Genomic DNA, 26,278 nt, shown 5'->3' with positions numbered 1-26,278 from the left:
AAAATTACAGATAAAAGGAGAAAATCCATGCGTACAAAAGAAAAAATCATACAGGCAGGCACACAGTGCTTTGCCTCCAATGGATATAAAGCGACCACCATGTCTGAGATTGCCAGTCTGGTAGGTATAAAAAAACCTTCTCTATACGCTCATTATCAGAATAAAGAAGCATTGTTCCTTGATGTATTTAATAATGAAATAGAAGGATATTTACAGTTTGTGCAGAGCCGGATTGATGAAAAAAGGGGACAGTCTGTGAAAGAACAGCTACAGTATCTTTTTCTCATTCATTCGATTAATGAAGATAACGAGATCAGCACTCTTTTTTATTATCGTTTTGTGAATTATCCGCCTGCAGAGCTGAAGGAATCTATACTCGAACAGTATAGAAAGGTGGACGCTTCATTATTTTCAGTGCTTGGAGACGTATGGAATGAAGGGAAAAAGCGAGGAGAAATGGACAAAGAGCTGTCCAACGACCATATATACAATACTTTTTTTGCGTTAATTGATGGATTGGCCAATGAAATGAGTCTATATGATTATAAGCAGATGAAGGAGCGCTCGGAGCTTGTCTGGGAAGTATTCTGGAGAGGTGTCAGGGCGCCTTCCTGATCAAAGAAAAAAGCTGATTGCGGAAATCAGCTTTTTTTCTATTTAGTAACCAAAAAAATTCGGACTGATTTTCCTTGCCACAGGTTCGATATGGTGGAGGATATCCGTTACTACATAGGAAGCAATGGCAGGGGAGGCGGTCACTCCCGGAGAGTCGAGACCGGCAAGGTGAATCAGCTGCGGATATTTCGCAGATGGCCGGATATAAAAGTCCGGATCGATGATGCTCGATCGGATACCTGAATAGTAACGCTCCTCAAGGTCATAGGGAATCTCTTCTGCGAGCAGGTTAACCTCGTTTCGGATCTGATTAATCCCGGCTTCTGTCGGAAGAGAGGAATAGAAGCTTTTCTGCTCTGTATCGGTCGGACCGAGGCGTATTGTTCCATCGGGCTGTGGAATAATCAGCACACCTTTTGTTCGGCTTGTCGGCGGTGGATAGATGATATGGTTAATAAAGCCGGACGCCTGTTTTCCAAGCACCACGTACTCGCCTCGTCTGGATACAGGTTCAAAAGGCACTTGGTCCTCGATCATCCCTGCGATAAATCCAGCAGCAGCCCCGGCGGCATTGATAACAAAACGGCTGCGAAACAGCTGTCCCGATCGGGTTTCTATTTCAAATCCGTTTCCGGATTTTTTTAGGGCGGTCACTTCGGTATTCGTATAAATCTCTGCACCGTTGTGCCGGGCGTTTGATGCCATTCTTTCTGTCAGTATTGAAGTATCCGCGCTCATAGCTTCCGGCATATACAGCCCGCCCTTGAGCGCTTGATGGAGATTTGGTTCCCGTTCAAACATCTCTTCACGGCTTAACCAGGTGATCGTATCAATCCCTTCCGCTTCGCTTTGTCTTTTCAGCTGTCGGAGCTTATCGAGCTCGTCCTCAGTGCGGGCTGTGGCAATCGCACCGTTACGAAACACGGGAACATCAAAGCGTTCGGCAAGTGTCTGGTGCAGAAGGCTCCCCTTTATGCCAAGCGCTGATTTTAATTTACCCTTATAAGGGGGCATCATAGCGGGAGGATGAACAAGGGCACTGTTGTGAGTCGATTGAACACCGGAGAGCGTACGTCCTTTTTCGATAAGAACGGTCTGCCCCCGGCAGTGGGAAAGCTCACGCGCCAGCGCCGTCCCAATGATACCGCCTCCAATAATCAGATAATCAATCATCTGCTTCACTCCTTTTTTGGAAGAACCTTCTTAAAGCAATAATAACTAAAGGTATCTTCATTGTAGAGGCGGATAGAAGCAGGGAGCAATTTATATGCCTAAGGGAAGGGAAGTGACGTTTTGACAATAAAAAAATCGAGTAAACGCGCAAAGCGTTCGTACTCGATTTTCTTGGTAAGGCTGCACATTTACTTTACAGCCAGCCATATTTGGTTGGAGGATTCGGTACTGTAGGGATCAGGATCAGTGTAGGCTTCGATGGCCGGCACATCAGCTATTTCATACCCATTTGACGGAATCCACTCGCTGTAAATTTGTTTCCATACTTCCGGCATGGCGGTAGGAGCAGGACCGTGCACTTCAAAAACCACCCATTTGGTTTTGGGGAGGTCCAACCGGTTGAAATCAGCCGGCGGGTTCCCTATATGCTCCACCGCAATCCAGTAATCAATCGTGTTCTTTTCCTCGTCATAGTTATCCGTGAGCCCCAGCAGACCTTTAGTTTCACTGTTCATTAAATCAATGAGTTTCCCAATCGTTCCATCCGAAGTAACTTGTCCCCAAAACTCCGCAATTCCCATGGCTTCTTTACCACACGGACATTCCTTTTTGATCCCCACGACGTGAAATGCTTCTTTTTCCACAATCTGATAGTTCATCGGTTCGGCTCCTTTCAAATTCACCTGAATCGTCAGGCGGTTATAGGCATTCAGCTTTCCGATTCCTTTTCGCGCTTCAGTTGGGCTGACACCGTGCTGTTTCCGGAAAGCTTTTGAAAAAGCTTCAGGAGTGTCATAGCCGTATTTATAGGCAATATCAATAATTTTATCGTCTGAGTTGGAGAGCTCCTGTGCGGCAAGGGTAAGACGGCGGCGTCTGAGATATTCACCGACGGACGTCTCCGTCAAAATCATAAACAAACGCTGAAAGTGAAAAGAAGATACATGTGCCTGTTTGGATATGGCTTCTATTGTTATACGCTCCAGTAGATGTGTTTCCATGTAATCAATCGCCTTCTGCAATGATTCCACCAACGTCATATGCTCCACTCCTTTATTACATAATAAAGAATAACGTGACGAGCGGTCCTGTCATTTTATGCGCTGTCCGGACAGTATTTCAGCAGGCAGGTTCTTAATCTACTATTCTTCAGAGAACGAAGAACTCCTGTTTGGAATAAAAAACGATCGTTAGTAATTTATACAGTGGCTGGAGGTGTTTATTGTATGATTAGAGAAATATTTAAATAATAAAAAGAAGCAGCCATACATATCAAGTCCAGGGAATTCATCTTATGTCTGACAGCTTACATTTTATACCGCGATTAATGTATGTGGTGCAGAGAAGCACTTTTTCTTTTGTAAAAAGCAGCATAATGGAAAAAAGAAAGGAGATGCCATGAAAATCAAAATCGATATCGATCCTCAATATGAGGGCGACCCGGTGATTATGATACAAGTAAAAGAATGGACAAAGGAGGCAGGGTCTGTCATGCAGCTGCTTGAAGACCATATCCAGGATCCCGAAAAAGGAACCAGACGTGAGAACACGATGACAAAACGAATTGTTGCAGTCGAAGAAGACCATTCCATTCTGCTGGAGCCAAATGAGATTGACTTTGTTTTTGCCGAAAAAAGGAAGGTGTTTGCGATGGTTCACGACAAATCATTGGAAATGAAGCAGAAGTTGTATGAATTGGAAGAACTCCTTGCACCATATGGATTTATCCGGTTTTCTAAGTCTGTGATTGGAAATATGAATCAAATGGACCGGTTCGAACTCTCCTTCAATGGAAATCTATGCGTGTATTTTAAATCCGGCACAAAAGAGTATGTGACGAGAAAATATGTTCACATCCTGAAAGAACAGCTTATTAATGGAGGGGATAGAGATGATTCATGATATTACCATTAGAATATTCGGCGGTCTCGGAATAGCAGCGCTTGTTACATTTATTGCCTTAACAATAGTCGTGCAGCAGTCTATAGACGTCCCCGTAGCAGATGTGAGAATGCACTTACTTGGAAGTATGATCACCGGTGCTTTCTTTAGTGTGGCGTCTCTCTTATTTTACATCGAATCCTGGAGTGCGCTTAAACAGACCGTGGTACACTTCAGCGTATCCCTTGTTGTCCTTTTTCCAGTATTCACATTTTTGACCGGCTGGGTTCCATTAGAGCCACAGGCCTTATTAATCGGACTGGGAATTTTCACAGGGTCGTATGTACTGAACTGGATCATTTTCTATATGTATTTTAAACGGCTGGAGCAGCAGATGAACGCATCCATTGGGAAAGGAACAAGATTTGGGCAGTAAAAGAAAACCGGTTTTAGTATTTAGGGTAAAAAAACAGAAAGGACTTTGCAAATATTAATAACACATCAACGGATATCTATACAATGTCTCTGTCTTTCCTTCACTCATGTACCAGTCATGTAAGACAAATTCCAGGTTCGTGATTTTATTTGTGCCAAAATCGTGCTCTTTATAATCCTGTAAGTATTCCAAAAATGCTTCTGAATTGTTCAGGCCGGTTGTTCGATAACGAAGGCATGTCATATGAGCAGTATGCGTTCTATACCGCTGATCCAGTGTGTGCAGCACGCTGGATCTTTTGATATGACTTCTAATCCTGTGGCGTATTTTTCAAGATGAGCATCTTCAGGAAAGCCTTGAATTAGAACACTGTCTGGTGTGGCGGTGACACCCTGATATTTGATAGGAAAGGCCGGTATGGATTCGATAGCTTCGGAGAGGATTTTAAAATAAGGATTTACCTCTATTTCTGCCATATTAACTTCCGTACTGCACGTTATAATGGATAAAATCGTAGTATGTAGTTGAACTGGTATATAGAAATACTGGTTAGGCTCTCTCTCTTTAATGCCGCTCAAAAAGCTCTGAACCGAATGACGCACTTCCTGTGAGGGACGGAAGACGACAGATAGTCCCAGCCTGCTATCGCCTGCTTTATTCAATAGTAAGGATCCGCCTTTAAAGAATTTTTTTGAACAGCAGCTGCTCCCTGATTCCATAATTTATTATAGGTGTTTTGAATATCAATATTATCCACGTAATCCTCCTCTTTAATCTGCCCATACTCTCGAAAGCATGTATATATAATCACTTCATTATCACTTCATTTAGTTATTTTGATTTAGTATTGTTTCACTGTATTTCTTTATTTTCTAAAAAACCCCTTTATCTTATTCTATCAAAACGCAACAGGTGGTAATGTTAATATAAGGTAATTTACCCCTATAGAAATTGAAGGTATAAAACAAAAGAAACTAAGATAATGAAAAAATAAACTCAATACAAGAACTAGTTAATACTATTCATAGATACTGTTGCATATATTGGGAGGGACGTTATGGAAGAGAGTTATATGCTGGCAGCAGCTATCTTCTTTTATATCTTTATTGTATACGTTGGATATCGGGGACCATGGAAGTATCAGCGTTATACCCAGTTCCCTCTGAAAAGCAGCCGCTATAAGGCGGAGGTCACGGAATTACTGGATGGAAAGCCTTTAACGGCCGGAACTTATTTTGATTTGTCGATGCAGGCTTTTATAGATTATCCTGATATGCTTATAAAAACCAAAGAAAACAAAAAATACAATCATCTCTCTTTTAGTTTCCCTTGGATGTTTACTAGGGAAAGACCCGCTCTCAGCTACAAAATAGCAGAAGATATAAAACAAAGCCGAAGAATAGAAGAATACGGGCGTATCATAAAAATGCTGGGGGCATGTATGCCTCAGTTTCTCCAGGGAGGCTGTCTGCCTTTCTAAGGTTGCTGCTCAATTGTATGGATTATTTATACTTCCTTTTATTTCTTGCAATGCCTATTATTATGGCGGAGCATTCAATAAGAATAGGCACCTGGTCAATAGAGGATATTCATAGTTATTCGTGGTTTGTCTCTTCGTTTCTAATTTATATGATTATCCGTTTTGTAATAGAAGTGATTCAATATAGGATACAGAATAAGTATTCAAAAATGATAGTGGAAAACGGCGGGTTATTCACAACAGATACAACTTTAAGAGAGATTTTTCAGTATTTAAACCAGCAGGTTTATCGTTACACTATTTATTATGGGTTACTGATTCTCTTTACTCTACTTATAATGTTTGCCTATTCCATGATGTGAATGGAGAACATTCAACAGTGGCGGAGTTGTATTTGGATACTTATATTCGTGCATAGAGGTTAAATGATGCAGAGTTATTTCAACAGAAAGGTAAATAATATGAACATAAGAACAAGTAAAGAAACAGAAATAGATGAATTGGTAGAGATATGGCATGAAGGATCTTTGAAAGCGCACGATTTTATTGACAGCGCTTATTGGACATCACAGCGGGAGGCCATGAAGGAGACATACCTGCCGCTGGCGGAAAACTATGTACTATGCAGGAATGATACAGAAATTGTGGGATTCGTTTCCATAGTAGACAACGTCTACCTGGCTGCGCTATTTATCGACTCTAAGCATCAAGGAGAGGGGTATGGACGGGCACTTTTAGACTTTGTCAAAGAACAATATAAGCAGCTCCAATTAAAGGTGTATAAGAAAAATGAAAGAGCGGGAGAATTTTATCAAAGAAATGAATTTATAATAAAAGAAGAGCAGATAGAGGAGAAAACGGGCGAAGCGGAGTTCGTCATGGAGTGGATAAAAGCGTAAAAAAGCTGCAGGTAAGGAAGGCGTTACTATGGAAAATATATTCTATGCTTTGATTAATATCGGGTCTGCCTTCTTGTTTACGGTCTTAGCTATCCCTTTATATAAAGAAAAAGTGAAAATGAACAGCTTGTATGGAGTGAAATTTCCGCAATCCTATAAGTCGGACGAAAAGTGGTATCGTATTAACAAATACGGTGCCAAGCGAATGATCATCTGGTCTGTCCCTATATTCACAGCTGGGATCATCATTCTATTTCTTCCACCGCTGCAGGAATCAACTGCGTTAATTATTAGTATGCTGCCTTTGCTTATACTGATCCCTATGGTCGAAAGTTATCTATATGCGAGGAAAATATAAAAATCCAATTTCAGAAGGGACGTGAGGGAATGAATCATCAAGTGGTACACACAATAGTATTCGCTATGGAAAAGGGCGGAGGCAATCCCTGTCCGGTGGTTTTACAGGCCGATGATTTAACCGCGGAGACAATGCAGCAGATGACGAAAGACTTTGGGCACGAGTCTGCTTTTGTTTTAAAACCGGAGCACTCGGATTGTGATATAAAGCTTCGTTATTTTGTTCCTGCTCATGAAATGGAGATGTGTATTCATGCCACAATAGGAAGCATAACGGTTCTCGTCAACAGAAATATACTGACGACTTCCCCAATAAAAGTAGAGACAGCTCTTGGTCCGGTAAACGTCGAATGGAAAAGAAATGGGTCTGCATTAGATATCAGCGTCGAGCAGTTTCCGCCTCAATTTATAGATGATATTCCTTCAAAAGAGACAGTAGGCAAAGCTTTGAATATTACACCAGAAGAAATAGACGAGTGGCCTGTTCAATCGGTTCTACCTCCCGGTCTAAGTTAGTGGTGCCGCTGAAAAGCACCCACGTGCTTCATCGTCTCGAACCGGATTTTGAATACCTTTGGCAGGTATGTGATGAATTCAATACGACCGGCTTCTATCCTTTTGCAGTGGAAGAGCAGAGCAGCAGGAGCGTCCAGGCCCGGCAGTTTCCGAAAAGAGCCGGTTATCCGGAAGACCCTGCAACAGGAACAGCCGCGTCAGCGCTGAGCGCCTATTTAACGAAACATGAATACTTCTCCCCACTGCAGGAAGGCTGGAATTCTTTTATGGTCATGCAGGGGGCGGCTATGGGAAGGCAAGTTTCATTCAGCCTGAGACGTTCATACATGAAAATAAAATCACCGGAGCCCGTGTAAAAGGGAATGCCGTAGAAGTATAGATGCTCTGCAGCCTGAAAGTAGAAAAAGCTTCCGCCTCTTTGTTAAGGGCGGAAGCTTTTATCGTATATAGTTAATTACAACGTCGTAATAATTGGTCCATCTTTCGTCAGAATAATCGTATGTTCGTACTGAGCGACAAAGCTTTCGTCCGTGAGAAAAGTCCATCCATCGTTGGATTGGAATACTTCTTCTTCAAATGTAGAAATAAAGGGTTCAAAGGCAATAACCATACCATCTTTTAGTATTTCATCGTCCCGCCGGGAATAATAGTTGAGAATATTTTCCGGTGCTTCATGAATGGATCGTCCAACGCCGTGGCCGGTAAGGTTTTTGATGACCGTTAAGTCATTCTTTTTAGCTGTAGTGTGGACCGCTTTTCCAAGTCCGCTTTTTCTCGAGCCGGGCTTTGCTCTCTGAAGACCAGCCTCAAATGCTTCCTTCGCTACGTCACATATTTCCTGTAGAATAAGCTCCCCTTTTCCTACGACAAAGGAAATGCCGGTATCGGCAAAATAACCATTTTTCGAACCGGAGACATCTATATTGATCAGATCGCCCTCCTGAATGGTTCGCTTTTTGGGAATCCCGTGGGCTACCTCTTCATTCATGCTGATACACGTATAGCCGGGAAAGTCGTACTCTCCTTTTGGAGCCGAGACAGCGCCTGCCTTTTTGAAAAGCTCACCCGCCATATTATCGAGTTCTTTCGTCGTGATACCGGGTTTAGCAGCCTGAACTAATGTATCCCGAATGTTACCGCAAATGGCACCAATCTCTTTTAATCCGGTGAAATCCTCTTCTGTCTTTGCAATCATTGTAAATCCTCACTTCTAATCGTATTTTATAGTTATTATGTCATTATATTTTATAAATAATACTATGTATCAATGTACTTAAAATTATATGTAGTTGTATAGTATATCACGCCGGATTGCTTCCTCCTATGCCTTCTTGAAAAACGATGCAGGTGAATTATTTAGTAGGTAGATAATATAAATTATAATTGTTATGTAGTTATTTCGATTTAGTAAGGTTTCACCGTATTTCCTTATTTTCTAAAAAATTCCAATGTTTCATTTTACGATAACGAAGTAAATGTTACGGTTAACATTAATCAATTTAAATTTTACAGATGAAGAAGAGGCGATTGCTTCAGGGGTTTTTTACGACCCAAGCTCTAGAACCTTTATCTTGGATGAGGAACTAGTTACTCAAAATATTGATATTTCTCAAGAAGTGTTAGCTGGCTATCAGGAAAAACTAAATAACATTTCATCAGATGAAGCTGAAGCTGCAATGCAAAGTGTTGGAGCTGATGTTAATCAAAATGACAGCGGAGAGGTTTCCACTCAAGTGGCTCCTGCTATTATTTACGGTGGAGTAGCAGCATTTGGATTATTTTTGGGAGCAGCTGTTATCTTTTCTGCTTTATACTTTAATCACCAACAAAAAATGAATCTTATTGATAGATGTTATGATGAAGGTGGAACACCGCAAGTGGACAGTGCTGATTCCGCCGGCCTGAATGGAACAACGAATAGTTCTGCAGCAAGCTCTGCCAACGGGTATGAATTTGAGTGTGTAGAATAAAGGTAGTAAAAATCCTTATTCTTTAAACGATATAGGAGGTGGTAGCGTGGACATTATTACTTTGTTCTTCATTGCGCTGATCATTTTTGTTGCAGGCTTCACGGGACTGGCCATTTATTCACATATAAAAGAATATCAGTTAAAAAAGCTAAAAATATTAAATGAAAAACAAGCAACGAAAAGAGATGAGCAGCATGATAATTAAATCAAAGCTTCAGCCTTTTTTGGAAAAAGGCTGAAGCTTTTTACGTAGAAATAACATGTCCTATTTCTTTGTTCCACATCTGCGCCTTTGTTATCGCATGCGGGTCATGTCTAATCTCATTTGGCTTATTGGCTTTTCCAATAATATAATCTGCAAATTCGATTCCGACATATTCAAAGATGTATTGAAACTGCTGTATTAAAGGCAGAGCAGCGGTTTTCGGAGGCGGGTTTTCGCCGGTGATGATGACATAGGCTTTTTTTTGACTCATTTTTTCTTTGAAATTATATTGATCTTCCCGCATATACTGGCTCCAGCGGTCAAAAAAGGTTTTCATCTGACCGGACATGCCAAACCAGTACAAAGGCGTGGCAAAAACAATAATATCCTGATTTAAGAATTCTTTAAAAAGCTTTTCGTATTCATCATCGACGTCATCAAAGCCATTGGATTCGTGGCGCTGATCGACAATAGGATCCATATGGACATCCAATAGATAAACGCTTTTATAGTTCACTCCTTTTAAAGCTTCTTCCACTAATACTCCGTATTGCCGTTTCTTCTTGAACTTCCAAGCAGTACCATAATATTCATGTATGAACCCCTATTTTTTTCATTTTCCGTCATTCCTATCTGGAATGTCGTGTAAGTAAAGTTTATACTAAGTGTATTATTCAGTAAAATTGATAGTTTTGATAAAAACATTCACTAAATATGATAGGAGAGTGCACAATGGAACTTCGCCATCTCATAACGTTTACCACAATCGTTGATACCGGTGGTTTCAAAAAAGCTGCCGATGAATTAGGATACGTGCAGTCTTCTATTACTGCCCACATAAAAGAGCTTGAAAAAGAGCTGGGTTATCCGCTTTTTGATCGATTGGGAAAAAGCATTACGATGACGCAGACGGGCGAGCGTTTCTGCCTTATGCTGTCGAAATCATTGATCTGTATTCAAAATCAAAAGAGGTCATTAAAGAGGCTGATATACCAGCAGGAGAATTAACCATTGGGGTTAGTGAGTCGTTAATGATCTATTGGCTGCCTGCTATTATTATGGACTTTATGGAGAGTTACCCAAAGGTGAAGCTGACACTCAAATCACTAGATTATGAGAATGTCCGGCGTTAAAAAAAGGAGAAATCGATGCTGCGGTGCTGGTAGAAGGGAGCGGATGGAAGTCAAAAGGATTGGTCGTGCATAAATTAAAAGAAGAGAGCTGACTCTTGTCCGATCAGCAAAAAAAGAGCAGGAGCAGCTTCCCGAAACGATGTTTGTTACGGAATATCCTGCAGCTGGCGTTCTTATTGATCGCTATTTAGCAGAGAAAGCTGTTCCTGAAAACAATAGAATTACCAAGCGTTGAAGCCATTAAAAAATGTGTACTATTAGGATTAGGAAAATCAATGCTGCCTCATTTTACAATAGAAGAGGAGCTCAACAACGAAGATTTAATAGAAGAGTCGAAAGAAGAAGCAATTGGTATTTATACAGCTGTACACAAAGACAAGTGGGTTTCTGTTAATTTAGAGGCATTTCTAGGTGGTCTTATGAAACAAGAGACCGAATAAAGAGTCGGTATATAAAGAAAGGCGAACCAAAAATTAAGTAGTTTCAATTGGGAAATACTAAATAGTGCCTCCTATCGAAATAGAGGAGGCACTACTATTGGTTTCCAGCCCATGGCTTGATTATAGCTTTTCGTTAATTTGGCATACCTGTTTTCTGGATAAGGCAGTTCTAAATTTCCACGTAGCGTATTTGATTCATATTCTTTCCGGAAAATGCCGCGTTCTTGTAAGATGGCACGACTAAGTCGATAAAATCGTCAATCCCGGAAGGATGTTCTTGTCGCACTAAAAGGATATCCATGGCACCCGCCTCGTACCAGTGCTGGATTTGATCTGCGACTTTTTCTGCTGATCCAAAAAGTCGGTTTGGTATGCCAAAGTGAGGCATAAGGGCCTGCAGCTCTTGAAATTTTTCTTCCGCTTCCGTTCTGCCAACGATTGGATTTTGTGGCATGATTAAGATCTTCCGGGGAACGTCCCTGTAGAGCCGCCTCTTTTTAATTCCCCACTGAATTGTTTGCATATTCCAGGCTGTCCCCGCTGATAAACAGACCTTCCGCATGGACGGAAGCAAGGTCCAGTAATTGTGAGAGGTACCAGCTTGAAAAATTACCGGCCTTCCTGCTTGGAGCGGCTTATATTTAACGGGCCATCCACGGAAAAGTAGTTTCCTCTATAGTTTAACGCGTGCATTTTTTGTGGGTCCAGGAAGACTCCGCTCGTTTTATCCCGTATCAAAGCGTCGTCCTCATAGAGTCCCAAAGCCCTTCGACAATTTCTAAAATTCCTTTTTCATCGGATATAAATCCGATTTGGACAGGTGCCTTCGACTATAGTTGGCTAACCCTCCTGGATTAGAGTGACCGCATTCCATCCGGCCGGCCATTACTAATTTTATCAAGAGACGCCATCTGCCGGGCTACGGTAAATGGATCTGCATAGGAAGTGGCGATGGTTGCCGTAAGGCCAATCGAATGAGTAGCCATGCTTAAGGCGGACAGAACACTTATCCTTCAAACATACTGAGATAATGAGGAATCATCCGGTCCAATATGACTGACATCTGCTAGAAAAAGCATATCAAATTTAGCTTCTTCGGCTCTTTGGCTTTTTGTATATAAAAATCAATATTCTCACTAGCATCAGCCGGCATATCCGCATGACGCCATCCCATATAATTCCAACCTACTCCATCAATGATAGCTCCTAATTTAAGCTGTCTTTTACGTTCCATTTATATTTTCTCCTTTTAAAACGCGGTCATTTCCTTGTATAAATGCTAAGAGGTTTTATAAATACTGGTTCTCCTGTTTGGGCAGCTCTTTCTACAGCATCAAGCAGCTGATGAAGTTTTACGGCTTCTGCAAAACCAGGTGTTTGGGAGGTTCCTTTCATGTATATCTTTCGCAAACGTACGATGGGCCTGGGCGACATTCAGCACAAAGCCTGCGTCATTTTTTAGCGAATCAGGTACCCGGTAATAATGATCCGGATGAGTAATTCTTGAAGTTCTGATCATTAGAGCCTGCCCCCGCAGCTGATGCGAGCCGAACTGAATGGTAGCCGGAGCATCGAGTACGATGGTGCCCTTGTCTCCAAAAATTTCGATAGTAAGCCCGGTTTGGTGTTTGACTCCCCTTGTATATGGACATTTGCTACGGCGTCATTATCTAATTTTCCTGTAATTAATATTTGATCATCTGTCGTTTTTTCTATGACTTTTTGGATATCCACCAATTCTACTTCGGGAAACTGCTGGGCTGTAACAGCGGAAAGCTCCTTAAATTCTCCAAGCATATAGGTGAATGCATCCAGGTTATGGCCGCCCACAATGGTGAATAGACTTCCTCCTGTTTTGCGGTCATATAGGTAGGCACTGGCTTTATCACCCACGCCTCCCATGCCATCAATAGAGATCTTTAAATTAGCGGACAACACTTTTCCGACATAGCCGTCCGCCACCAAATCTTTCATAATTAACGGCTGGAGCCTGCCTGGCCTGTAATCCAATCGCATTGTTAATTGCCGGGATTCCACCCAGTTCTGCATCTCAAGTGCTTCTGTAGTATTAGACCCCATGGCCATTCACAATAAATGGGCTTTTCTCCGATGGCAGAATCGCTTTTACTGCACGATAATGTTCCTGGACATTGACACTGACAACCACCATATCACATCAGGATGCTGCGCCAGATCTTCCGCTTTATCAAACGCATGAGCGGCCTGAAAGGCTTCCGCGCTTTTCTGCACTTTCCATATTGCTCGTGCCAACGGCTGTAAGTTCCATCTCATTCAAGTGCTCTATGGCAGGAATGTGCGTCCCTTTAGCCCATCCGTTATTGACGGATCCACCGATAATACCTGCTCTAATTTTTTTGCTCATATCAAACACTCCTTTTTATCATTCACTTGTAAAACATCGTGATATTTATTGATTCTATGACGGAAATACTCCATTAACATGCTGCACAGGAAGTGTTAAATCAGAAAAAACTATCTACTTTTTGGCAAATCCTTGTTTGTTTAAATAGTCGAGCATGAAGGGCAGTCTGCTTCTTTCTAGATGATTCTCAATATGATCGGACCATCCCTTTACCTGCTTCACTGAGAATGGGGCAGTATTAGGACGATTTTTATAGTAGTCGCGCATCTCTTCGTTATAGGCAGTTAACTTTTCATTATCCATTGGCTCGTACTATTTTCAAACATGACCATTGATTTTGGCAGACGCGGTTTTAGTCCTGGTTTTTCTCCCCGGATGGCCGATGCACAGTCCAACTAAAGGAACCACATGCTTTGGTAAATCCAGCACTTCCGTTAGTTCTTCAATATGAAGTCTAACGCCGCCAATGTAGACGCCGCCCAGTCCCATAGCTTCTGCTGCTGTTAGGGCGCTCTGCGCCATGAGCCAGCATCAAACGTGCCTATTAAAAGGTATTCAATATATTCCAAATCTACATTGGGAGCAATCTCGTGATCCCGGTTAAAGTCTGCACAAAAAATCCAGAATTCTGCGGCTTCTTCAATATAGGGCTGATCCGCAGAAAGATGCATGATTTTTCTGCGCAGCTCTGGATCGGTAATCCGAATAATAGAAACAGCCTGCAAAAGGCTGAATGAAGACGTTTGGTTAGCTGCCTTAAATATTTCATCCCGCTGCTCCTCTGTTAGTGGCTGATTGGTAAAAGAACGAATGGAGGCGTGATTTTGAAGCAAATCAATAGTATTTTTCATGTAAATTCTCTCCTTTAATAATTTTTGACTATTTTAGCCTTCTGTAGTGATAAAAACATTTAGATTAGCAGAATGCTTTCAACAAATCAATGGTTAACGATTGATTAATACCTATTGACCAGCTGTTTGAGTGGCTGGTTGACTTCTATTAAATAGGCGACAATTTTAAAGAGAGTATTAAAATAATTATTCCTATTAAAACGGCTGCCGCTCCTATCCAGGTAATGGATTGAATGTCAATCCGCTAGTCGAAATTCCACCTATGCCAGCGCCGCCAGCCATTCCCAGCTGCAAAATGAACTGGATAGGCTTAGTATAATGACGGAAGATTTAGGGGCGATTTGTACAAGGTTATATGTAATGTTGGACCTGATGTCCAAGCGGCAGTCCCCCAAATTAAAAGTAATAAAATAGTAATTACATGGGAGCCGGCTATAGTAGCAAGCAGGATCAATGTAAGAAAGTTGATTGCCATGCCTATAAACAATGTTGAATTAATTCCTAAACGATCTGACATAAATCCACCTAACCTAGCTCCACCAAAGTTGCTAGACCAAAACCTAAAAGAGTTAGACTCAATGCTGTATTACTCATAGGAGACGGTATTAATAAAGGTGTAACGTACGTATAAAAGACACCATATCCAATAAATAGGAAGAACGTTACAAGCAAAAGAGCAGTAATTTTAGGGTTTTTCAAAACGGCAAGCTGCTTTTTAAGGGGTATCGGGATTTCTCCTTTTGTTACTGGAAGTACTTTTACAACAGCAAAATAGCGATTACACCTAAAAGGGCAATAGCCCAAAATATTATTGTCCAATCGTACGAAGCAGAAACAAATCGACCAATAGGTACTCCTAAGACTAAAGAGGCGCTAAAGCCCATTGCCACGGTAGCTAATGCGCTGGCCTGATGGCCAGGCGGGGCTAATTTTGTAGCGAAGGACGAAGCAGTAACAATAAAGACACCCATCCCTATGCAAGGATAATTCGCGAAATCATTAATAAAATGAATCCGGAAGCAGGACGGTCATTAAACTACCCACGACAGTAAAAACGAGAGCCAGTATTAGTTGTTTTCTTTGGTCTAACTTTGAGGCAGCTAAAATAATTAATGGCGTCCCAATAGCATTAGCAAACGCAAATATAGTTATAAGCTGCCCGGCAGCAGATACGGTAATTCCTACATCAACGGCAACTTTATCCAGAATCCTACAAGAACAAATTCTGATGTACCTACAAGAAGACTTATGAGGCCAGTAAATATACTTTCATTTTCCAAGAGTTTTTCATCGTACGTTAATCCACCTTATCTATTTTATTGTTTATATAGTGAGACCCACAGAACATTTACATGTTAATCTTTTACTTTAATAAAATCTAAATTTCATTTCATCACTTTCGCTGAATTCTGGTATATACCTACTTGGCTAATGTGTGCATCAACGCTTCCGTATTGATAAGAAACACCCATATTCCCGCGTAATGTTGTTCCTTCATATCCTTATGGAACAACCGCGCTCCTGCAAAATAGGCACCACCTGTTCCACAAATCGGCAACTCCATCGTAGGCGATATCCGGCACAACCGAGAATCCGTCACTCGCACCGGCCAAAAACCATTCTTCCAAGAAATCAGCCACCTGCACTGCAGTTCCAGCAACTACCGGATGAATGATGACCCCATGCGCCAAACGTCCCGAATGGACAGTCCTTTTTTCAATAACTGTAAGGCTCTAGGAGAACGGGGATCCTGCGGATTAGCGTATGCGGTCCAGTAATTCGGCAGGTAAAGGTTGATCAATATCCATTGAATTCACCGATAACCTGCACCTACCATGGAACCAAGGTAGCTGACCCGACTTGGAATTCCTGGGTTGAAACTCATAGTTGTCTACGCCGTTCTAACCCTTCTTCTTCAGTTGATCCTATAGAAAACATAAACCGGCATACATTTGATGTCATCGGATTTCTGCCAAAACGAGCAGTACTCTGCCGAAGGGCTTCCCGGTGTTCAACGCGGATTTGATGTCATAAGGGTTTGCGTAGACACCGAAGCGTATTTCCTGCTAACTCCAACCCTTCAGCTCCGCCGCCGGCTTGGAAAATAACCGGCTGTCCCTGTTCGGATGGCGGAATTGGCAGGGGACCGCGAGAGCATAATACTGTCCTTGAAGATTGATCGGCTGAATTTTATCCATATCGGCAAATTGACCGCCTTCTGCATCCAATGTCGTAGCATCTGATTCCCAGCTCCCCCAAAGCGCTTGGACAATTTGGATTGATTCATGAGCTTTGGCATATCGTTCTTTTCGGCCGGCAACCTGCATACCGAAGTTCGCTGCCGCTGCTGGAGTGGACGAGGTCACCGCATTCCAACCTACACGTCCACCACTTATAACATCCAGTGCTTTGAACTGACGAGCAATGTTGTAAGGATAATTGAACGTTGTAGAGTGGGTTGCCACAAGTCCGATATGCTCGGTTTCCCTGGCAACAGCCATAAGGGCCAGCATTGGATCCATTGGAAACATAGGCGTCTGTGGACCCAAGTCAACGGTTAAGGCTGGAGTATCTGCGATGAAAATCATCTGGAATTTCCCTTTTTCTGCTATTTTCGCCCGTTCCACGTAGCTGTCCGTATTTGTATAGGCAGCTGGATCAGTACCCGGCATTCTCCAGGCGCTGAATTCTGCGCCATAGCCGGAAACCATTTGTAATGCTAATTGCATTTGTTTTGTCATGTTTGTATTCTCCTTTGATTTAGACGGATTCTATTTAATAAAATGGACCATATGACGAATATTGTATTACCTTTTCTCTATAGATTAAAATCCCACTAAATTTGTTAGCTTACTAAATATATTTTTAAGGATTAACTCCTATTTATTCTTCTTGATAGGCTTATCAAGTACTGCCTATGAGTAAAATATGCAGACTTAAAGAAATCTATCTATGAAGGATTAGAGATGCTTCGAATGTATTTAGTCTGCTAACTAAAAGGCAGTAAGAACCCTGTAGTGACCGGTTTCGATAGTCTTTTAAAATAAGAATTTGTTTAGTAGGCTAAGTAATAACTTAGAGAAAAGTTAAAACAAATTTTTCTCCATCCGGGTTATTAGATCCAGTAAGATTAAGCGTTCTTCCTCAGAAACTGAATGCAGTAATTTTTCCTGCTGCTGTTTCCATTTGATATCAACCGGCTTTTCTAAGGCCCGTCCTTTATCTGTCAGATAGATCCGCATAACTCTGGCATCATGTTCATCCCGTTTTACGTTGAATGAACCCATTCTGCTCCAACGTTTTAACCATATTCGTTACAGTAGGGGGCTCACATTTTAAATGGTCACACAGCTGCATTTGTGTAATGCCATCATCAGCCCATAAACGAAAGAGCAAATTGTCCTGGCCGACATAAAGATTCAGTTCTCGACTTTCACTATAATCTCGACGCATCGGGAGGAAACTTTATCTAAAGACTGGCGAATATCACAATCCACCTTGTTATCCATAGGTGATCCCCCTTACTTAATGTATTAGCATGCTAAATATATCAGGTTGGTATTTAGCTGTCAATATATTAAGAAAAGCAAACAACATTATAAAAAAAGCAGTGAAATAAAAAAACGATGAAACGGATACCATGATAAAAACACGGTATCGATGTCATCGTATGGAAACAAAAGCTTCAGTGTCTTTTTTCTTTATAATGTATTATTCAGCTACCGAACGAAGCAGTTTAATTAACGGTGCTTTTGTTTCAAAACCTATTCCAGGAACGTCCGGCAAACCAACATATCCATTCTCAATAGGAATATTATCGGCAAATCCCCAAATGGTTCAAAAACTCCAGGGTAAGATTCATTTCCTCCCAGCCAGTCCTGCTGCAATATTCAGCGACATTTGATGTCCTCCATGTGGAATGCAGCGGCGGGGGGACCATCCATATTCCTTTAACATATCCAATATTCTCATGTACTCTACAAGGCCATAGCTTAATGCACAGTCAAATTGCAGATAATCCGATCCGGCCTCATTCCCCCATAGCGAATGAGATTTCGAGCATCCTGCAGAGAAAATAGATTCTCTCCAGTGGCCATAGGGTTTTTATAATGCTTAGAAAGTTCCGCCTGAAGTTCATAATCCAACGGATCTCCTACTTCTTCATACCAAAATAAATTATATGGCTCTAACTTTTCTGCATAACGAATCGCTGTTTTCAAATCAAACCGCCCGTTTACGTCTACCGCTAGAGATTGGCCGGAAGGCACTACTTCCAGAACGGCTTCAATTCTTCTAAGATCTTCTTCTAAACCGTTTCCAATTTTCATTTTCACAACGGAATATCCTAAGTCCAGATAGCCTTTCATTTCTTCTTGAAGCATTTTATCGTCTTTCCCTGGCTGATAGTAGCCTCCTGCTGCATATACAAATACTTTATCATCCGGCTTTCCATTTCCATAACGTTCGGCCAGCAGTTGATAAAGAGGTTTCTCTTCTATTTTTGCAACGGCATCCCAAACTGCCATATCAAGAGTTCCCACTGCAACCGATCTTTCTCCATGGCCGCCTGGTTTTTCGCCGGTCATTAAAATATCCCAAATTTTATGAGGGTCAAAATTCAGCTTCTCATCATCTAGAATGTCATTTGTTTCCGCTTCTAATAAACGAGGTATAAATCGTTCATGAAGCATTCCGCTTGGAGCATAGCGGCCATTTGAATTGAATCCGTACCCTACAACTCTTTTGCCGTGTTTAAATACATCAGTAACGATTGCCACGACCGAAACATTCATTTTTGAAAAATCAATATAAGCATTGCTTATACTCGATTTAATAGGTACTGCTTGCTTTTTCTTTTATATCAATTATTTTCATCTTAAAACCTCCTATTTGGTGTTTGTTATCTGTTTAAATATAATTAATAAATTCATTAATGTCAATATAAAGCTTAAATAGTTAAAATAGCTTAGAATGCTAAATAATAAATTTTTTAATTCTTGTACATAAAAAAGACGCTTCTTGTTAAGAAACGTCTTACGTTATTTTTTCGTATTGCTGGCTTTCTTTCGATAATTCCCAGGATTTCCTGTCCTCCACGATGCCGGTGGGAATGCATGAGGTTGAGCGGCTTGCTGTCCTGGGCCCGCATCGCAGCTACTATTGCCCGATGTTCCTTAATGGACGAATAGGGAGCTTCGCTCATTAATGGTAAACAGTCTAGCCCGGTACAATTGATCAGAGTGACTGTCCATTATATCTATCAGCCGTTCATTATGGGAGTATTCAATATTAAATGATGAAATTGATTATCTGCATCCAAATAAGCCTTTAAATTATTTTCATTCAAATACTTTTCCTGGCTCGTGATAAGAGAATCCAGAATTTCAAGATGCTCTTCGTCAACATTGAAAGTGGCCAATTCTGCCGCCACTCCATCCAGAGCTTCAGCTATTTGACAAATCTGTTCAATATTTTCTTTTATGATGGGCTCCACACTAAACCCTTTGCGTGGTATTAATCTAATCCAGCGGTCCATCTCCAGTCGAATTAATGCTTCCGACGGGCGTACGGCTCATTTCCAGCATGTCGATAATTTCCCGTTCCAAAAAAGCTTCATTAGGTTGAAGCTGCAGGTTTAAATTGCTTTCTGAATAATGATATACGCCTGCTGCGGTAAACGATCTTCATCTGCTTCTTCTTTATATAGCAATAAGGTTTTCTTTAAAGCAGTGTTATCGTTACTTAGTCTATTTTTTTCCTTCATAAGATTCACCAAATTTCAATTTATTAACGTCGCCGATAGTAAATAAATTATATCAAACATCCACTATAATAGCGCGGTTTTATAAGTGACAATACATTATGAAGAAATGGTTGAGGTTGGGATCTTTCCTGGCATTGAAGAGTGAGCTTTCAATGCGGCTATTAAAAAATACATTTTTAGTCCTCATGACTTACTATTTTAATAAACTGTAGAACATATTAAAAACTAGTTAACGATTATAGGGAAGAGGGAAAAATGGGTGTTTATGGTTGAAGAAATAGAAGTACATCAATATTAGAGGTGAAATAGATTTTCTATATGAAAATGCAAGGTCTGCTAGTACAGAAAAAGAGCTGACCCTTTTGGATCAGCTCCTAATGTTAAAAAGAAAGTAGATAAAATGCAACATTCTGACAAATTATAATAAAAGCTTTTGATTAGTAAAAAGACATGGAACCTTTTAACGGTTTAAAGGTTAAGCACCAGTACTTTATCCCGGAGCATCGAATCAATACTTCTGCCGATTCCCTGGACACCCTGTCCGGAATTTTAACGCCGAGGAAAGGGAAGTGATCGGGTCCGCGCGAGGTTTTGCCGTTTACCTGGACCGTGCCGACATTCAGCTTGTCTGAAATAGAGAAGGCGTTCTCCAGATTTTTGGTGAACACGCTGGCCTGCAGGCCGTATTGGTTTCGTTTTTCAAGCGCAATCGCTTCCGCTTCATTCTCTACCCGCATAAAGGGAAGCACCGGGCCGAACTGTTCTTCCCAGGCGACATCCATCTCTTCGGTTACGTGGTCCAGAAGAGTTGGTCCGAGAAGGTTCTTTTCTTTTACCCCTTCGTGGACGACTGCCGCTCCTTTATCCCGGGCGTCCTGAATCAGGCTGGATACAAAGTCCGCTGACTTCTGATCGATCATCGGCGTCACGTCGGCGTCTTCGCTGGATCTGCCTACTTTCAGACCGGAGACGATATCTGCTACTTTTTCGATAAGCGCATCGGCTACGCTGTCTATTACCATCACGCGCTTGATGGCCGTGCAGCGCTGGCCGGAATAACTGAGCGCCCCGCTGACGATTTCTTTGGCTGCTTTATCCAAATCGGCATCTTCGAGTACAATAGCAGGATCTTTTCCGCCAAGCTCAAGCACGACGGGAATCATCGATGCTTTTTCGCAATATGTTTTCCCGTGGCGGTTCCCCCGGTAAAGGTAATCATATCTATCAAAGGGTGGGTAACAATGAAATCACCAATCACGGAACCTCGTCCTGTAACAACGTTTAATACACCCTCCGGCAGGCCTGCTTTGACTAGAGCTTCCACCATTAACAATCCGCTGATCGCTCCCTGGGTAGCCGGCTTAAACACCACGGTATTCCCAGTAATTAATGCCGGTGCTATTTTGGAAGCTGCCAGGTTCACCGGGTAGTAAAAGGCGAAATAGCCAGCACGACGCCGTGAGGCACTTTCTGTACCATTGCTTTTGTCTGCTTCGTAGCTCCGGGAAACGCATCTCCCTGAATAAAGCTGCCGTGTGTCCGCAGCCCTTCTTCGGCAGTATGACGGATCAGCTGTGCGGTGCGCTTGACTTCACTTTTTCCTGCTGATAAGGTCTTGCCTACTTCTTTGTGAATCATTTCCCCGATTTCATCAGTCATCTTTTCAATTCCTCTGCCCAGCGGTGAAGGAGCTCTGAGCGCTCATGGCCTTCTTTGGCTTCCCAGATTTCCTGCATGTCGGCCGTTTGTTGAATCGCCGTGCCGACTTCCTCCTGGCTTAAAGAAGGGACTTCCCCTACGATTTCATTATCATCCGGAGAGTAAATCGGTACAGTTTCTCCACTGCTGCTTCCCATCCACTTGTTGTTAAGTAAGGTGTAAAACATGTTCTCAGCTTGACGTACTGTCATATTCTGTTCACACTCCGTAAATTTTTTTAACCTATTAAAGGTTAATGTTATCTAGTAAATCATGTGAAAGCTCTTTCATACAACTTTTTTTTAATTAGGGGCGCTGACATTCTACTGCAAATGTATAGTGGGGTGCTGTTTAATACATGATGGGAGTTCTCTTATGGAATTTTGAAAAGAGTTATAAAAGAGCTTCGACGTCAATAATGCCGGACAAAGTTATCGTTAAAAAAATCGATTTTTCTTTTCAGCACAATTGTGCGAAGTTGACACAAATTGTTTAAAAGGGTGGAGATTGTATTGACGTTGTTTATGAAAGCGTTTTATACTTAGTCCCATAAAGCACTAATGATATTTATAAGCACATATGTGCAAGTGAGAGAGGGTGGCCAAATAATGGATTGGCATGAAGAACGAATGCTGGTTATCGCCGCAAAGATGTATTACGAGGATTCGCTGACGCAAAGTGAAATTGCCGATCGGCTGGGAATTTACCGGACGACGATCACGCGCATGCTTCAAAAAGCCAGAGACGAAGGCATCGTGCGGATTGAAATCAAGGGAAGTGAACGAGTCCGGGTAGATATTGAACAAAAAATAAATAAACGGTTTGGTTTAAAAGACTCTGTGTTGTTGTTCCTATTGAAGAAGACGCTGGTCGAACCGCCAAATTGGAAACGCTCGGAAAAGCAGCTAATTCTCTATTGGATTCCATTATTGCGGACGGAGATACAGTCGGTCTAGCCTGGGGAGAAACCTTGGGCACGATGGCAGACGTTATTGAGAACGTTCGCAAAAAGGAGGCAGTGTTTTGTGCCCTGGTCGGCGGTCCTGGAAAAAATGAGAGTCGAGCATCACGTGAACACCATTGTTTTATAATTTTGCCAAAGCATACAAAGCAAATCGCAATATATTTGATTCGGCGGCTATTGTTCAGTCCAAGAAGATTCGGGATGACATTTTGTATTCCGGTTATATGCAGGACGTAACGAATCTTTGGAAACGGCTCTCTATTGCTGTGATCGGGATCGGTGCCCCCATCCGTTCTTCTAACCTGGTGTGGGCCGGATTTCTGGACAACGGCGAAGACAAACTCCTGGAAGAAGAAAAGGTTATAGGAGATGTCTGTTCTCGCTTTTACACGATCGACGGCAAAGAAACCACCTCGGAATTAAAAGACCGCGCTGTAGCCATTGAACTGGATGCCTTAAAAGAAACGAAAGCGACCATCGCCGGTGGCGGAATCAGAAGAAAAAATCCACTCGATTCTCGGGGCCCTGCGCGGTGGATATATCAGCCACTTTGTCACGGATGAAAAAACAGCGATTGCGCTGCTGGAGGTGGAAGAATGATTGTTCTGCTTCTTATTATCGGACTGGGTGGAGGGTTTTTACTTCAAACAGTACTAGGATTTTGGCAGATTAAAAACTTTAATACCCACTACTATGCGATGCGTCAGGAAGGAAAAGTAGCCATCGGCCGGTCGAGGGGACTGCTGCGGACGGGCGTGGTACTCCTGCTGCAGGTAGATGATAAAGCCACCATTCAACGGGCCAAAAAAATGCAGGGAGTAACCATATTTGCCCGGTTTAAATCGGTCCCTGCTCTGGAAGACGAGCATTTATTTAAAATGGATGCTCAAAAAGAAAAAAAGCTGGACCGCTTTTCCAAAAAAGCGCTACAGGATGCGAGACATGTCTACCGTGTGATACAAGCGGGCGGCGATACCTAAACAAAAATCGCTGTTGGAAAAAGTCAGCTCCATTTTTATAAAAAAACGTGAGGTGAAACAATAATGGATTTTTTAGTAACAGCTGCTGAAGGTTTTATTGGATTGTTTGAAGAAGGCGGCGAGGTTTTCGTTGGCCTGGTCACGGATATTATTCCACTGTTGATTATGTTATTGGTTGCTATGAACGCTGTGATTCAATTTGTAGGCCAGGATAAAATCGAACGTTTGGCGATGAGGTCATCGAAGAATATCTTCACCCGTTACATGGTTCTCCCGGTCATTGGTACTTTTTTCTTTCTCAATCCAATGACCTTGTCATTAGGACGGTTTTTACCAGAAAGGTTTAAGCCGGGCTATTATGCCTCTGCGAGTTACCACTGTCATTCCATGAACGGCTTATTCCCACACGTAAACCCCGCAGAACTTTTCGTTTTTCTTGGAGTCGCCGCAGGAATTACGCAGCTCGGCTTTTCGACGGGAGAACTGGCATTACGTTATTTCCTCGTTGGCGTGTTGATGAACATGTTCCGCGGTCTTATTACAGACTGGATGGTGCTCTATGTAGAAAGACAGCAGAATGTAAAACTAAGTGGTACCGTGTCTGAAAAAGTAGCAGCAGGAGGTCGCGCAAATGGCTAATTATCAATCTATTAAAATTGAAAAAGGACCGGGTGGTTTTGGAGGTCCTTTAGTGATTACTCCAACCCCGGACAAAAACAAAATTGTAAATATTACCGGCGGGCCAATCTCTGAAGTAGGCGCCCGAATTGCAGAATTAACCGTGGGGAAATTGTGAATGGATTTAAAACATCAGTGCCGGAAGAAGAAATAGCCTGCGTGGTAATCGACTGCGGCGGGACGCTCCGAGCCGGTCTGTATCCGAAAAAACGGATCCCTACCGTAAACGTGATGCCGACCGGACAAAGCGGGCCGATGGCTAAATTTATTGTAGAAGATATTTATGTATCCGGCGTCAAACCAAATCAGGTCCAGTTAACAGATAAATCGGGAACAAGTGTCGAGTCCTCAGAAGACCAGCCGGATTCTTCAGATATTGGAAAAGCCACCACATCGACGGCCAAATACGATACGAATAAAAAAATCACGGATACGAACGACAATATTATGTCCCGGATTGGAAAGCTGATGGGGGGAATCGTCAACGTCTTTTATCAGGCCGGACGGGACGCGATTGATACCGTTTTAAAAACCATTCTTCCTTTTATGGCGTTTGTATCCTTACTCATCGGTCTTATTCTTGCTTCTGGTATCGGCGATGTCATCGCAAACGTGTTAACACCGCTTGGCGGCACGATATGGGGGCTGCTGTTGCTTTCGGCTATCGTATCCTTTCCGCTATTATCCCCATTTTTGGGACCGGGCGCCGTTATTGCCCAGGTTATTGGGACACTCATTGGTGTAGAAATAGGCAGAGGGAATATTCCTCCTCAATTCGCTCTACCGGCACTATTCGCTATTAACTCACAGGCGGCCGCTGATTTTGTACCTGTTGGTTTGGGACTTGCAGAAGCAGAACCACAGACGGTGGAAGTAGGCGTGCCGGCTGTACTGTATGGTCGATTTTTAACAGGAGCCCCAACGGTGTTTGTGGCGTGGCTCGCAAGCTATGGAATGTATGAATCATAACTAAAGGAGAGAGAAGAATGAACATTTACAGTACAACCGTTACAAACTTAGGACCAGGCGCAGGAGACTTTTTAGAAGAAAAAATGATCATTTTATTTAAAGGGGATGCCCCCGCTGAACTTGCAGAATTCTGTATTCTCCACGAAGAGAATGAGCTTACGGGAACAGTACAGTCAGGTGATACGCTTCATCTCGGAGAACATTCTTTCACGATTACGGCAGTAGGCAGCGCAGTCGATAAAAACCTGGAGGCTTTGGGCCATATTACGATTAAAGCGGACGGATCGGCCGAACCCGATCTTCCCGGCACATTAAATATTGAAGAAGCAGAACTTCCGACCATTCACGCAGGCGACAAAATTCAAATTATCCGATAAAAAAAGAGGAGTGGATGAATCATGAAAGTAGCAGTAATAGCAGGCGGAGCCCAGAATTTAGGAGAGCATATCAGCCTTCGTCTTAGTGAAGAAGGGTATCAGGTAGTCGTGGCCGACCTCCAGGAAGAAAAAAGCACAGGAAGCGGCCTCGGCTATCGAAAATAAAACGGGCAATAAAGCAATAGCAGTTGCGGTAAACGTAATGGAAGAGAGCGAAGTTAAAGCCCTTTTTGAAAAAACAAAAGAAGAATTCGGTAGCGTGGATCTTCTTGTCTACAACGCCGGTGTAGCCAGAAGTACGAAAATCGATAATTTTTCCTTAGCGGATTGGCAATTGAGCATGGATGTGAACCTTACCGGCTATTTTCTCTGCGCCCGGGAAGCCAGTAAAATCATGATCGAGCAGGGGTCAGGAAACATTATTCAAATCAATTCCAAATCCGGTAAAGTGGGAAGCAAGCATAATTCCGGGTATTCGGCTTCGAAGTTCGGCGGTATGGATTAACCCA

The 26,278-nt window shown here is 42.2% G+C and carries 36 protein-coding genes and 5 pseudogenes; 23 read left to right on the top strand and 18 right to left on the bottom strand.

The annotated features are described in order from the left end of the window. Positions 1-27: 27 nt before the first annotated feature. Positions 28-615: a TetR/AcrR family transcriptional regulator gene (locus tag MMY81_RS09940; protein WP_252312718.1), complete on the top strand. Its 588-nt coding sequence runs from the start codon at positions 28-30 to the stop codon at positions 613-615. A 42-nt stretch (positions 616-657) separates the two neighbouring features. Here MMY81_RS09940 and MMY81_RS09935 read toward each other — a convergent pair whose 3' ends face one another. Next, positions 658-1,788, bottom strand: a complete 1,131-nt coding sequence (locus MMY81_RS09935; protein ID WP_252312717.1) for an NAD(P)/FAD-dependent oxidoreductase — start codon at positions 1,786-1,788, stop codon at positions 658-660. 188 nt (positions 1,789-1,976) lie between these two features. Beyond that, on the bottom strand, positions 1,977-2,828 hold the full coding sequence (locus tag MMY81_RS09930; protein WP_252312716.1) for an AraC family transcriptional regulator: 852 nt from the start codon (positions 2,826-2,828) through the stop codon (positions 1,977-1,979). A gap of 358 nt (positions 2,829-3,186) precedes the next feature. Between MMY81_RS09930 and MMY81_RS09925 the strand changes: the two genes are divergently transcribed. Together MMY81_RS09925 and MMY81_RS09920 are read left to right on the top strand one after the other, a co-directional pair. Continuing rightward, positions 3,187-3,690, top strand: a complete 504-nt coding sequence (locus MMY81_RS09925; RefSeq protein WP_252312715.1) for a LytTR family DNA-binding domain-containing protein — start codon at positions 3,187-3,189, stop codon at positions 3,688-3,690. Further along, positions 3,680-4,105: a DUF3021 domain-containing protein gene (locus MMY81_RS09920; protein WP_252312714.1), complete on the top strand. Its 426-nt coding sequence runs from the start codon at positions 3,680-3,682 to the stop codon at positions 4,103-4,105. Before MMY81_RS09925 ends, MMY81_RS09920 begins: the two co-directional genes overlap by 11 nt. A 239-nt stretch (positions 4,106-4,344) precedes the next feature. Here MMY81_RS09920 and MMY81_RS09915 read toward each other — a convergent pair whose 3' ends face one another. Beyond that, positions 4,345-4,767: a hypothetical protein gene (locus tag MMY81_RS09915; protein WP_252312713.1), complete on the bottom strand. Its 423-nt coding sequence runs from the start codon at positions 4,765-4,767 to the stop codon at positions 4,345-4,347. Between the two features lie 395 nt (positions 4,768-5,162). Here MMY81_RS09915 and MMY81_RS09910 point away from each other — a divergent pair, with 395 nt between their 5' ends. From MMY81_RS09910 to MMY81_RS09890, 5 genes are all read left to right on the top strand, one after another. Continuing rightward, positions 5,163-5,585, top strand: coding sequence for a hypothetical protein (locus tag MMY81_RS09910; protein ID WP_252312712.1), 423 nt, complete (start codon positions 5,163-5,165; stop codon positions 5,583-5,585). Positions 5,586-6,046: 461 nt separating this feature from the next. Then, positions 6,047-6,484, top strand: a complete 438-nt coding sequence (locus MMY81_RS09905; protein ID WP_252312711.1) for an N-acetyltransferase — start codon at positions 6,047-6,049, stop codon at positions 6,482-6,484. A gap of 28 nt (positions 6,485-6,512) precedes the next feature. After that, the gene (locus tag MMY81_RS09900) at positions 6,513-6,842 is read left to right on the top strand and encodes an SdpI family protein (protein WP_252312710.1); all 330 of its coding nucleotides are present in this window, start codon (positions 6,513-6,515) and stop codon (positions 6,840-6,842) included. 29 nt (positions 6,843-6,871) lie between these two features. After that, positions 6,872-7,357: a PhzF family phenazine biosynthesis protein gene (locus MMY81_RS09895; protein WP_252312709.1), complete on the top strand. Its 486-nt coding sequence runs from the start codon at positions 6,872-6,874 to the stop codon at positions 7,355-7,357. Further along, positions 7,318-7,713: a PhzF family phenazine biosynthesis protein gene (locus tag MMY81_RS09890; RefSeq protein ID WP_252312708.1), complete on the top strand. Its 396-nt coding sequence runs from the start codon at positions 7,318-7,320 to the stop codon at positions 7,711-7,713. The genes MMY81_RS09895 and MMY81_RS09890 overlap by 40 nt, the downstream gene beginning before the upstream one ends. Before the next feature lie 98 nt (positions 7,714-7,811). Here the strand turns inward: MMY81_RS09890 and map are convergent, their stop codons facing one another. After that, positions 7,812-8,552 carry a type I methionyl aminopeptidase gene (gene map, locus MMY81_RS09885; protein WP_252312707.1) on the bottom strand — a complete coding sequence of 247 codons (741 nt, stop codon included), beginning with the start codon at positions 8,550-8,552 and terminating at the stop codon, positions 7,812-7,814. A gap of 280 nt (positions 8,553-8,832) precedes the next feature. On the opposite strand from map, the gene MMY81_RS09880 reads away from it, so the two are divergent. Both MMY81_RS09880 and MMY81_RS09875 read left to right on the top strand, forming a co-directional pair. Beyond that, positions 8,833-9,327 (top strand): hypothetical protein, encoded by a 495-nt coding sequence (locus MMY81_RS09880; protein ID WP_252312706.1) that lies wholly within the window; start codon positions 8,833-8,835, stop codon positions 9,325-9,327. Between the two features lie 46 nt (positions 9,328-9,373). Next, positions 9,374-9,532, top strand: a complete 159-nt coding sequence (locus tag MMY81_RS09875) for a hypothetical protein (protein WP_252312705.1) — start codon at positions 9,374-9,376, stop codon at positions 9,530-9,532. Between the two features lie 40 nt (positions 9,533-9,572). Here MMY81_RS09875 and MMY81_RS09870 read toward each other — a convergent pair. Continuing rightward, positions 9,573-10,120 (bottom strand): annotated as a pseudogene (locus MMY81_RS09870) (flavodoxin family protein). Positions 10,121-10,264: 144 nt separating this feature from the next. Here MMY81_RS09870 and MMY81_RS09865 point away from each other — a divergent pair. From MMY81_RS09865 to MMY81_RS09855, 3 genes are all read left to right on the top strand, one after another. Next, complete coding sequence (locus MMY81_RS09865; protein ID WP_252312704.1) at positions 10,265-10,540, top strand: LysR family transcriptional regulator; 276 nt, start codon at positions 10,265-10,267, stop codon at positions 10,538-10,540. A gap of 23 nt (positions 10,541-10,563) precedes the next feature. Further along, entirely contained in the window at positions 10,564-10,665 is a 102-nt protein-coding gene (locus MMY81_RS09860) for a hypothetical protein (protein ID WP_252312703.1), read from the top strand. A gap of 200 nt (positions 10,666-10,865) precedes the next feature. Then, the gene (locus tag MMY81_RS09855) at positions 10,866-11,105 is read left to right on the top strand and encodes a LysR substrate-binding domain-containing protein (RefSeq protein WP_308215295.1); all 240 of its coding nucleotides are present in this window, start codon (positions 10,866-10,868) and stop codon (positions 11,103-11,105) included. Between the two features lie 169 nt (positions 11,106-11,274). On the opposite strand, the gene MMY81_RS33960 is transcribed toward MMY81_RS09855, so the two are convergent. The 13 genes and pseudogenes from MMY81_RS33960 to MMY81_RS09800 all read right to left on the bottom strand — a co-directional run bounded on the left by MMY81_RS33960 (position 11,275) and on the right by MMY81_RS09800 (position 22,013). Next, entirely contained in the window at positions 11,275-11,559 is a 285-nt protein-coding gene (locus tag MMY81_RS33960; RefSeq protein WP_308215292.1) for a hypothetical protein, read from the bottom strand. A gap of 400 nt (positions 11,560-11,959) precedes the next feature. Further along, positions 11,960-12,091 carry an LLM class flavin-dependent oxidoreductase gene (locus tag MMY81_RS33955; protein WP_308215291.1) on the bottom strand — a complete coding sequence of 44 codons (132 nt, stop codon included), beginning with the start codon at positions 12,089-12,091 and terminating at the stop codon, positions 11,960-11,962. An 80-nt stretch (positions 12,092-12,171) separates the two neighbouring features. Further along, entirely contained in the window at positions 12,172-12,339 is a 168-nt protein-coding gene (locus tag MMY81_RS33950) for a hypothetical protein (protein ID WP_308215290.1), read from the bottom strand. 99 nt (positions 12,340-12,438) lie between these two features. Next, entirely contained in the window at positions 12,439-12,624 is a 186-nt protein-coding gene (locus tag MMY81_RS09845; protein ID WP_252312702.1) for a hypothetical protein, read from the bottom strand. After that, positions 12,624-13,184, bottom strand: coding sequence for a Gfo/Idh/MocA family protein (locus MMY81_RS09840; RefSeq protein ID WP_252312701.1), 561 nt, complete (start codon positions 13,182-13,184; stop codon positions 12,624-12,626). The genes MMY81_RS09845 and MMY81_RS09840 overlap by 1 nt, the downstream gene beginning before the upstream one ends. Before the next feature lie 127 nt (positions 13,185-13,311). Next, positions 13,312-13,488 carry a hypothetical protein gene (locus MMY81_RS09835; protein WP_252312700.1) on the bottom strand — a complete coding sequence of 59 codons (177 nt, stop codon included), beginning with the start codon at positions 13,486-13,488 and terminating at the stop codon, positions 13,312-13,314. A 114-nt stretch (positions 13,489-13,602) separates the two neighbouring features. Further along, a pseudogene (gene nfsA / locus MMY81_RS33945) lies at positions 13,603-14,339 on the bottom strand (oxygen-insensitive NADPH nitroreductase). Between the two features lie 758 nt (positions 14,340-15,097). Beyond that, a complete protein-coding gene (locus tag MMY81_RS09825; RefSeq protein WP_252312699.1) occupies positions 15,098-15,310 on the bottom strand; it encodes an MFS transporter in 213 nt (70 codons plus the stop codon). 1,095 nt (positions 15,311-16,405) lie between these two features. Next, positions 16,406-17,080, bottom strand: a complete 675-nt coding sequence (locus tag MMY81_RS09820; RefSeq protein ID WP_252312698.1) for an LLM class flavin-dependent oxidoreductase — start codon at positions 17,078-17,080, stop codon at positions 16,406-16,408. Between the two features lie 517 nt (positions 17,081-17,597). Beyond that, entirely contained in the window at positions 17,598-17,696 is a 99-nt protein-coding gene (locus MMY81_RS09815; RefSeq protein ID WP_252312740.1) for a MarR family transcriptional regulator, read from the bottom strand. Positions 17,697-18,331: 635 nt separating this feature from the next. Next, positions 18,332-19,117 (bottom strand): enolase C-terminal domain-like protein, encoded by a 786-nt coding sequence (locus MMY81_RS33590; protein ID WP_308215289.1) that lies wholly within the window; start codon positions 19,115-19,117, stop codon positions 18,332-18,334. 482 nt (positions 19,118-19,599) lie between these two features. Further along, entirely contained in the window at positions 19,600-19,833 is a 234-nt protein-coding gene (locus tag MMY81_RS09805) for an FCD domain-containing protein (RefSeq protein WP_252312697.1), read from the bottom strand. Between the two features lie 738 nt (positions 19,834-20,571). Beyond that, a pseudogene (locus MMY81_RS09800) lies at positions 20,572-22,013 on the bottom strand (NADP-dependent glyceraldehyde-3-phosphate dehydrogenase). A gap of 396 nt (positions 22,014-22,409) precedes the next feature. On the opposite strand from MMY81_RS09800, the gene MMY81_RS09795 reads away from it, so the two are divergent. The 10 genes and pseudogenes from MMY81_RS09795 (at position 22,410) to MMY81_RS09760 (ending at position 26,274) form a co-directional block, all read left to right on the top strand. Beyond that, complete coding sequence (locus MMY81_RS09795) at positions 22,410-22,757, top strand: helix-turn-helix domain-containing protein (RefSeq protein ID WP_252312696.1); 348 nt, start codon at positions 22,410-22,412, stop codon at positions 22,755-22,757. Continuing rightward, positions 22,685-23,002, top strand: a complete 318-nt coding sequence (locus MMY81_RS35135; RefSeq protein ID WP_374561612.1) for a sugar-binding domain-containing protein — start codon at positions 22,685-22,687, stop codon at positions 23,000-23,002. The genes MMY81_RS09795 and MMY81_RS35135 overlap by 73 nt, the downstream gene beginning before the upstream one ends. Beyond that, positions 22,897-23,235: pseudogene (locus tag MMY81_RS09790) on the top strand (sugar-binding domain-containing protein); the annotation flags it as partial. The gene MMY81_RS35135 and the pseudogene MMY81_RS09790, both read left to right, overlap by 106 nt. 13 nt (positions 23,236-23,248) lie before the next feature. Continuing rightward, a complete protein-coding gene (locus tag MMY81_RS35130; protein WP_374561611.1) occupies positions 23,249-23,365 on the top strand; it encodes a sugar-binding domain-containing protein in 117 nt (38 codons plus the stop codon). Next, entirely contained in the window at positions 23,362-23,745 is a 384-nt protein-coding gene (locus tag MMY81_RS09785) for a transcriptional regulator GutM (protein ID WP_252312694.1), read from the top strand. The genes MMY81_RS35130 and MMY81_RS09785 overlap by 4 nt, the downstream gene beginning before the upstream one ends. Before the next feature lie 63 nt (positions 23,746-23,808). Next, on the top strand, positions 23,809-24,384 hold the full coding sequence (srlA, locus tag MMY81_RS09780) for a PTS glucitol/sorbitol transporter subunit IIC (protein ID WP_253075892.1): 576 nt from the start codon (positions 23,809-23,811) through the stop codon (positions 24,382-24,384). Further along, a pseudogene (gene srlE, locus MMY81_RS09775) lies at positions 24,377-25,392 on the top strand (PTS glucitol/sorbitol transporter subunit IIB). Before srlA ends, srlE begins: the two are co-directional and overlap by 8 nt. A 17-nt stretch (positions 25,393-25,409) precedes the next feature. After that, complete coding sequence (locus tag MMY81_RS09770) at positions 25,410-25,769, top strand: PTS glucitol/sorbitol transporter subunit IIA (RefSeq protein WP_252312693.1); 360 nt, start codon at positions 25,410-25,412, stop codon at positions 25,767-25,769. A 21-nt stretch (positions 25,770-25,790) separates the two neighbouring features. Then, positions 25,791-25,934, top strand: a complete 144-nt coding sequence (locus MMY81_RS09765; protein WP_252312692.1) for a hypothetical protein — start codon at positions 25,791-25,793, stop codon at positions 25,932-25,934. Then, positions 25,924-26,274, top strand: a complete 351-nt coding sequence (locus MMY81_RS09760) for an SDR family NAD(P)-dependent oxidoreductase (protein WP_252312738.1) — start codon at positions 25,924-25,926, stop codon at positions 26,272-26,274. Before MMY81_RS09765 ends, MMY81_RS09760 begins: the two co-directional genes overlap by 11 nt. Positions 26,275-26,278: the final 4 nt, after the last annotated feature.

Source organism: Sinobaca sp. H24 (assembly GCF_023845525.1).
The sequence above is the reverse complement of the archived record's forward strand: the minus strand, read 5'-3'. Positions and strand labels throughout refer to the sequence as shown.

Coding starts and splice junctions, on each gene's coding strand:
- MMY81_RS09940 (WP_252312718.1), top strand. CDS start 28: ATGCGTACAAAAGAAAAAATCATACAGGCAGGCACACAGTGCTTTGCC.
- MMY81_RS09935 (WP_252312717.1), bottom strand. CDS start 1,788: ATGATTGATTATCTGATTATTGGAGGCGGTATCATTGGGACGGCGCTG.
- MMY81_RS09930 (WP_252312716.1), bottom strand. CDS start 2,828: ATGACGTTGGTGGAATCATTGCAGAAGGCGATTGATTACATGGAAACA.
- MMY81_RS09925 (WP_252312715.1), top strand. CDS start 3,187: ATGAAAATCAAAATCGATATCGATCCTCAATATGAGGGCGACCCGGTG.
- MMY81_RS09920 (WP_252312714.1), top strand. CDS start 3,680: ATGATTCATGATATTACCATTAGAATATTCGGCGGTCTCGGAATAGCA.
- MMY81_RS09910 (WP_252312712.1), top strand. CDS start 5,163: ATGGAAGAGAGTTATATGCTGGCAGCAGCTATCTTCTTTTATATCTTT.
- MMY81_RS09905 (WP_252312711.1), top strand. CDS start 6,047: ATGAACATAAGAACAAGTAAAGAAACAGAAATAGATGAATTGGTAGAG.
- MMY81_RS09900 (WP_252312710.1), top strand. CDS start 6,513: ATGGAAAATATATTCTATGCTTTGATTAATATCGGGTCTGCCTTCTTG.
- MMY81_RS09895 (WP_252312709.1), top strand. CDS start 6,872: ATGAATCATCAAGTGGTACACACAATAGTATTCGCTATGGAAAAGGGC.
- map (WP_252312707.1), bottom strand. CDS start 8,552: ATGATTGCAAAGACAGAAGAGGATTTCACCGGATTAAAAGAGATTGGT.
- MMY81_RS09880 (WP_252312706.1), top strand. CDS start 8,833: ATGTTACGGTTAACATTAATCAATTTAAATTTTACAGATGAAGAAGAG.
- MMY81_RS09865 (WP_252312704.1), top strand. CDS start 10,265: ATGGAACTTCGCCATCTCATAACGTTTACCACAATCGTTGATACCGGT.
- MMY81_RS09860 (WP_252312703.1), top strand. CDS start 10,564: ATGATCTATTGGCTGCCTGCTATTATTATGGACTTTATGGAGAGTTAC.
- MMY81_RS33960 (WP_308215292.1), bottom strand. CDS start 11,559: ATGCCACAAAATCCAATCGTTGGCAGAACGGAAGCGGAAGAAAAATTT.
- MMY81_RS33955 (WP_308215291.1), bottom strand. CDS start 12,091: ATGGCTACTCATTCGATTGGCCTTACGGCAACCATCGCCACTTCCTAT.
- MMY81_RS33950 (WP_308215290.1), bottom strand. CDS start 12,339: ATGGAACGTAAAAGACAGCTTAAATTAGGAGCTATCATTGATGGAGTA.
- MMY81_RS09845 (WP_252312702.1), bottom strand. CDS start 12,624: ATGATCAGAACTTCAAGAATTACTCATCCGGATCATTATTACCGGGTA.
- MMY81_RS09840 (WP_252312701.1), bottom strand. CDS start 13,184: ATGGGGTCTAATACTACAGAAGCACTTGAGATGCAGAACTGGGTGGAA.
- MMY81_RS09835 (WP_252312700.1), bottom strand. CDS start 13,488: ATGAGCAAAAAAATTAGAGCAGGTATTATCGGTGGATCCGTCAATAAC.
- MMY81_RS09825 (WP_252312699.1), bottom strand. CDS start 15,310: ATGGGTGTCTTTATTGTTACTGCTTCGTCCTTCGCTACAAAATTAGCC.
- MMY81_RS09820 (WP_252312698.1), bottom strand. CDS start 17,080: ATGACAAAACAAATGCAATTAGCATTACAAATGGTTTCCGGCTATGGC.
- MMY81_RS09815 (WP_252312740.1), bottom strand. CDS start 17,696: ATGCAGCTGTGTGACCATTTAAAATGTGAGCCCCCTACTGTAACGAAT.
- MMY81_RS09795 (WP_252312696.1), top strand. CDS start 22,410: ATGGATTGGCATGAAGAACGAATGCTGGTTATCGCCGCAAAGATGTAT.
- MMY81_RS09785 (WP_252312694.1), top strand. CDS start 23,362: ATGATTGTTCTGCTTCTTATTATCGGACTGGGTGGAGGGTTTTTACTT.
- srlA (WP_253075892.1), top strand. CDS start 23,809: ATGGATTTTTTAGTAACAGCTGCTGAAGGTTTTATTGGATTGTTTGAA.
- MMY81_RS09770 (WP_252312693.1), top strand. CDS start 25,410: ATGAACATTTACAGTACAACCGTTACAAACTTAGGACCAGGCGCAGGA.
- MMY81_RS09765 (WP_252312692.1), top strand. CDS start 25,791: ATGAAAGTAGCAGTAATAGCAGGCGGAGCCCAGAATTTAGGAGAGCAT.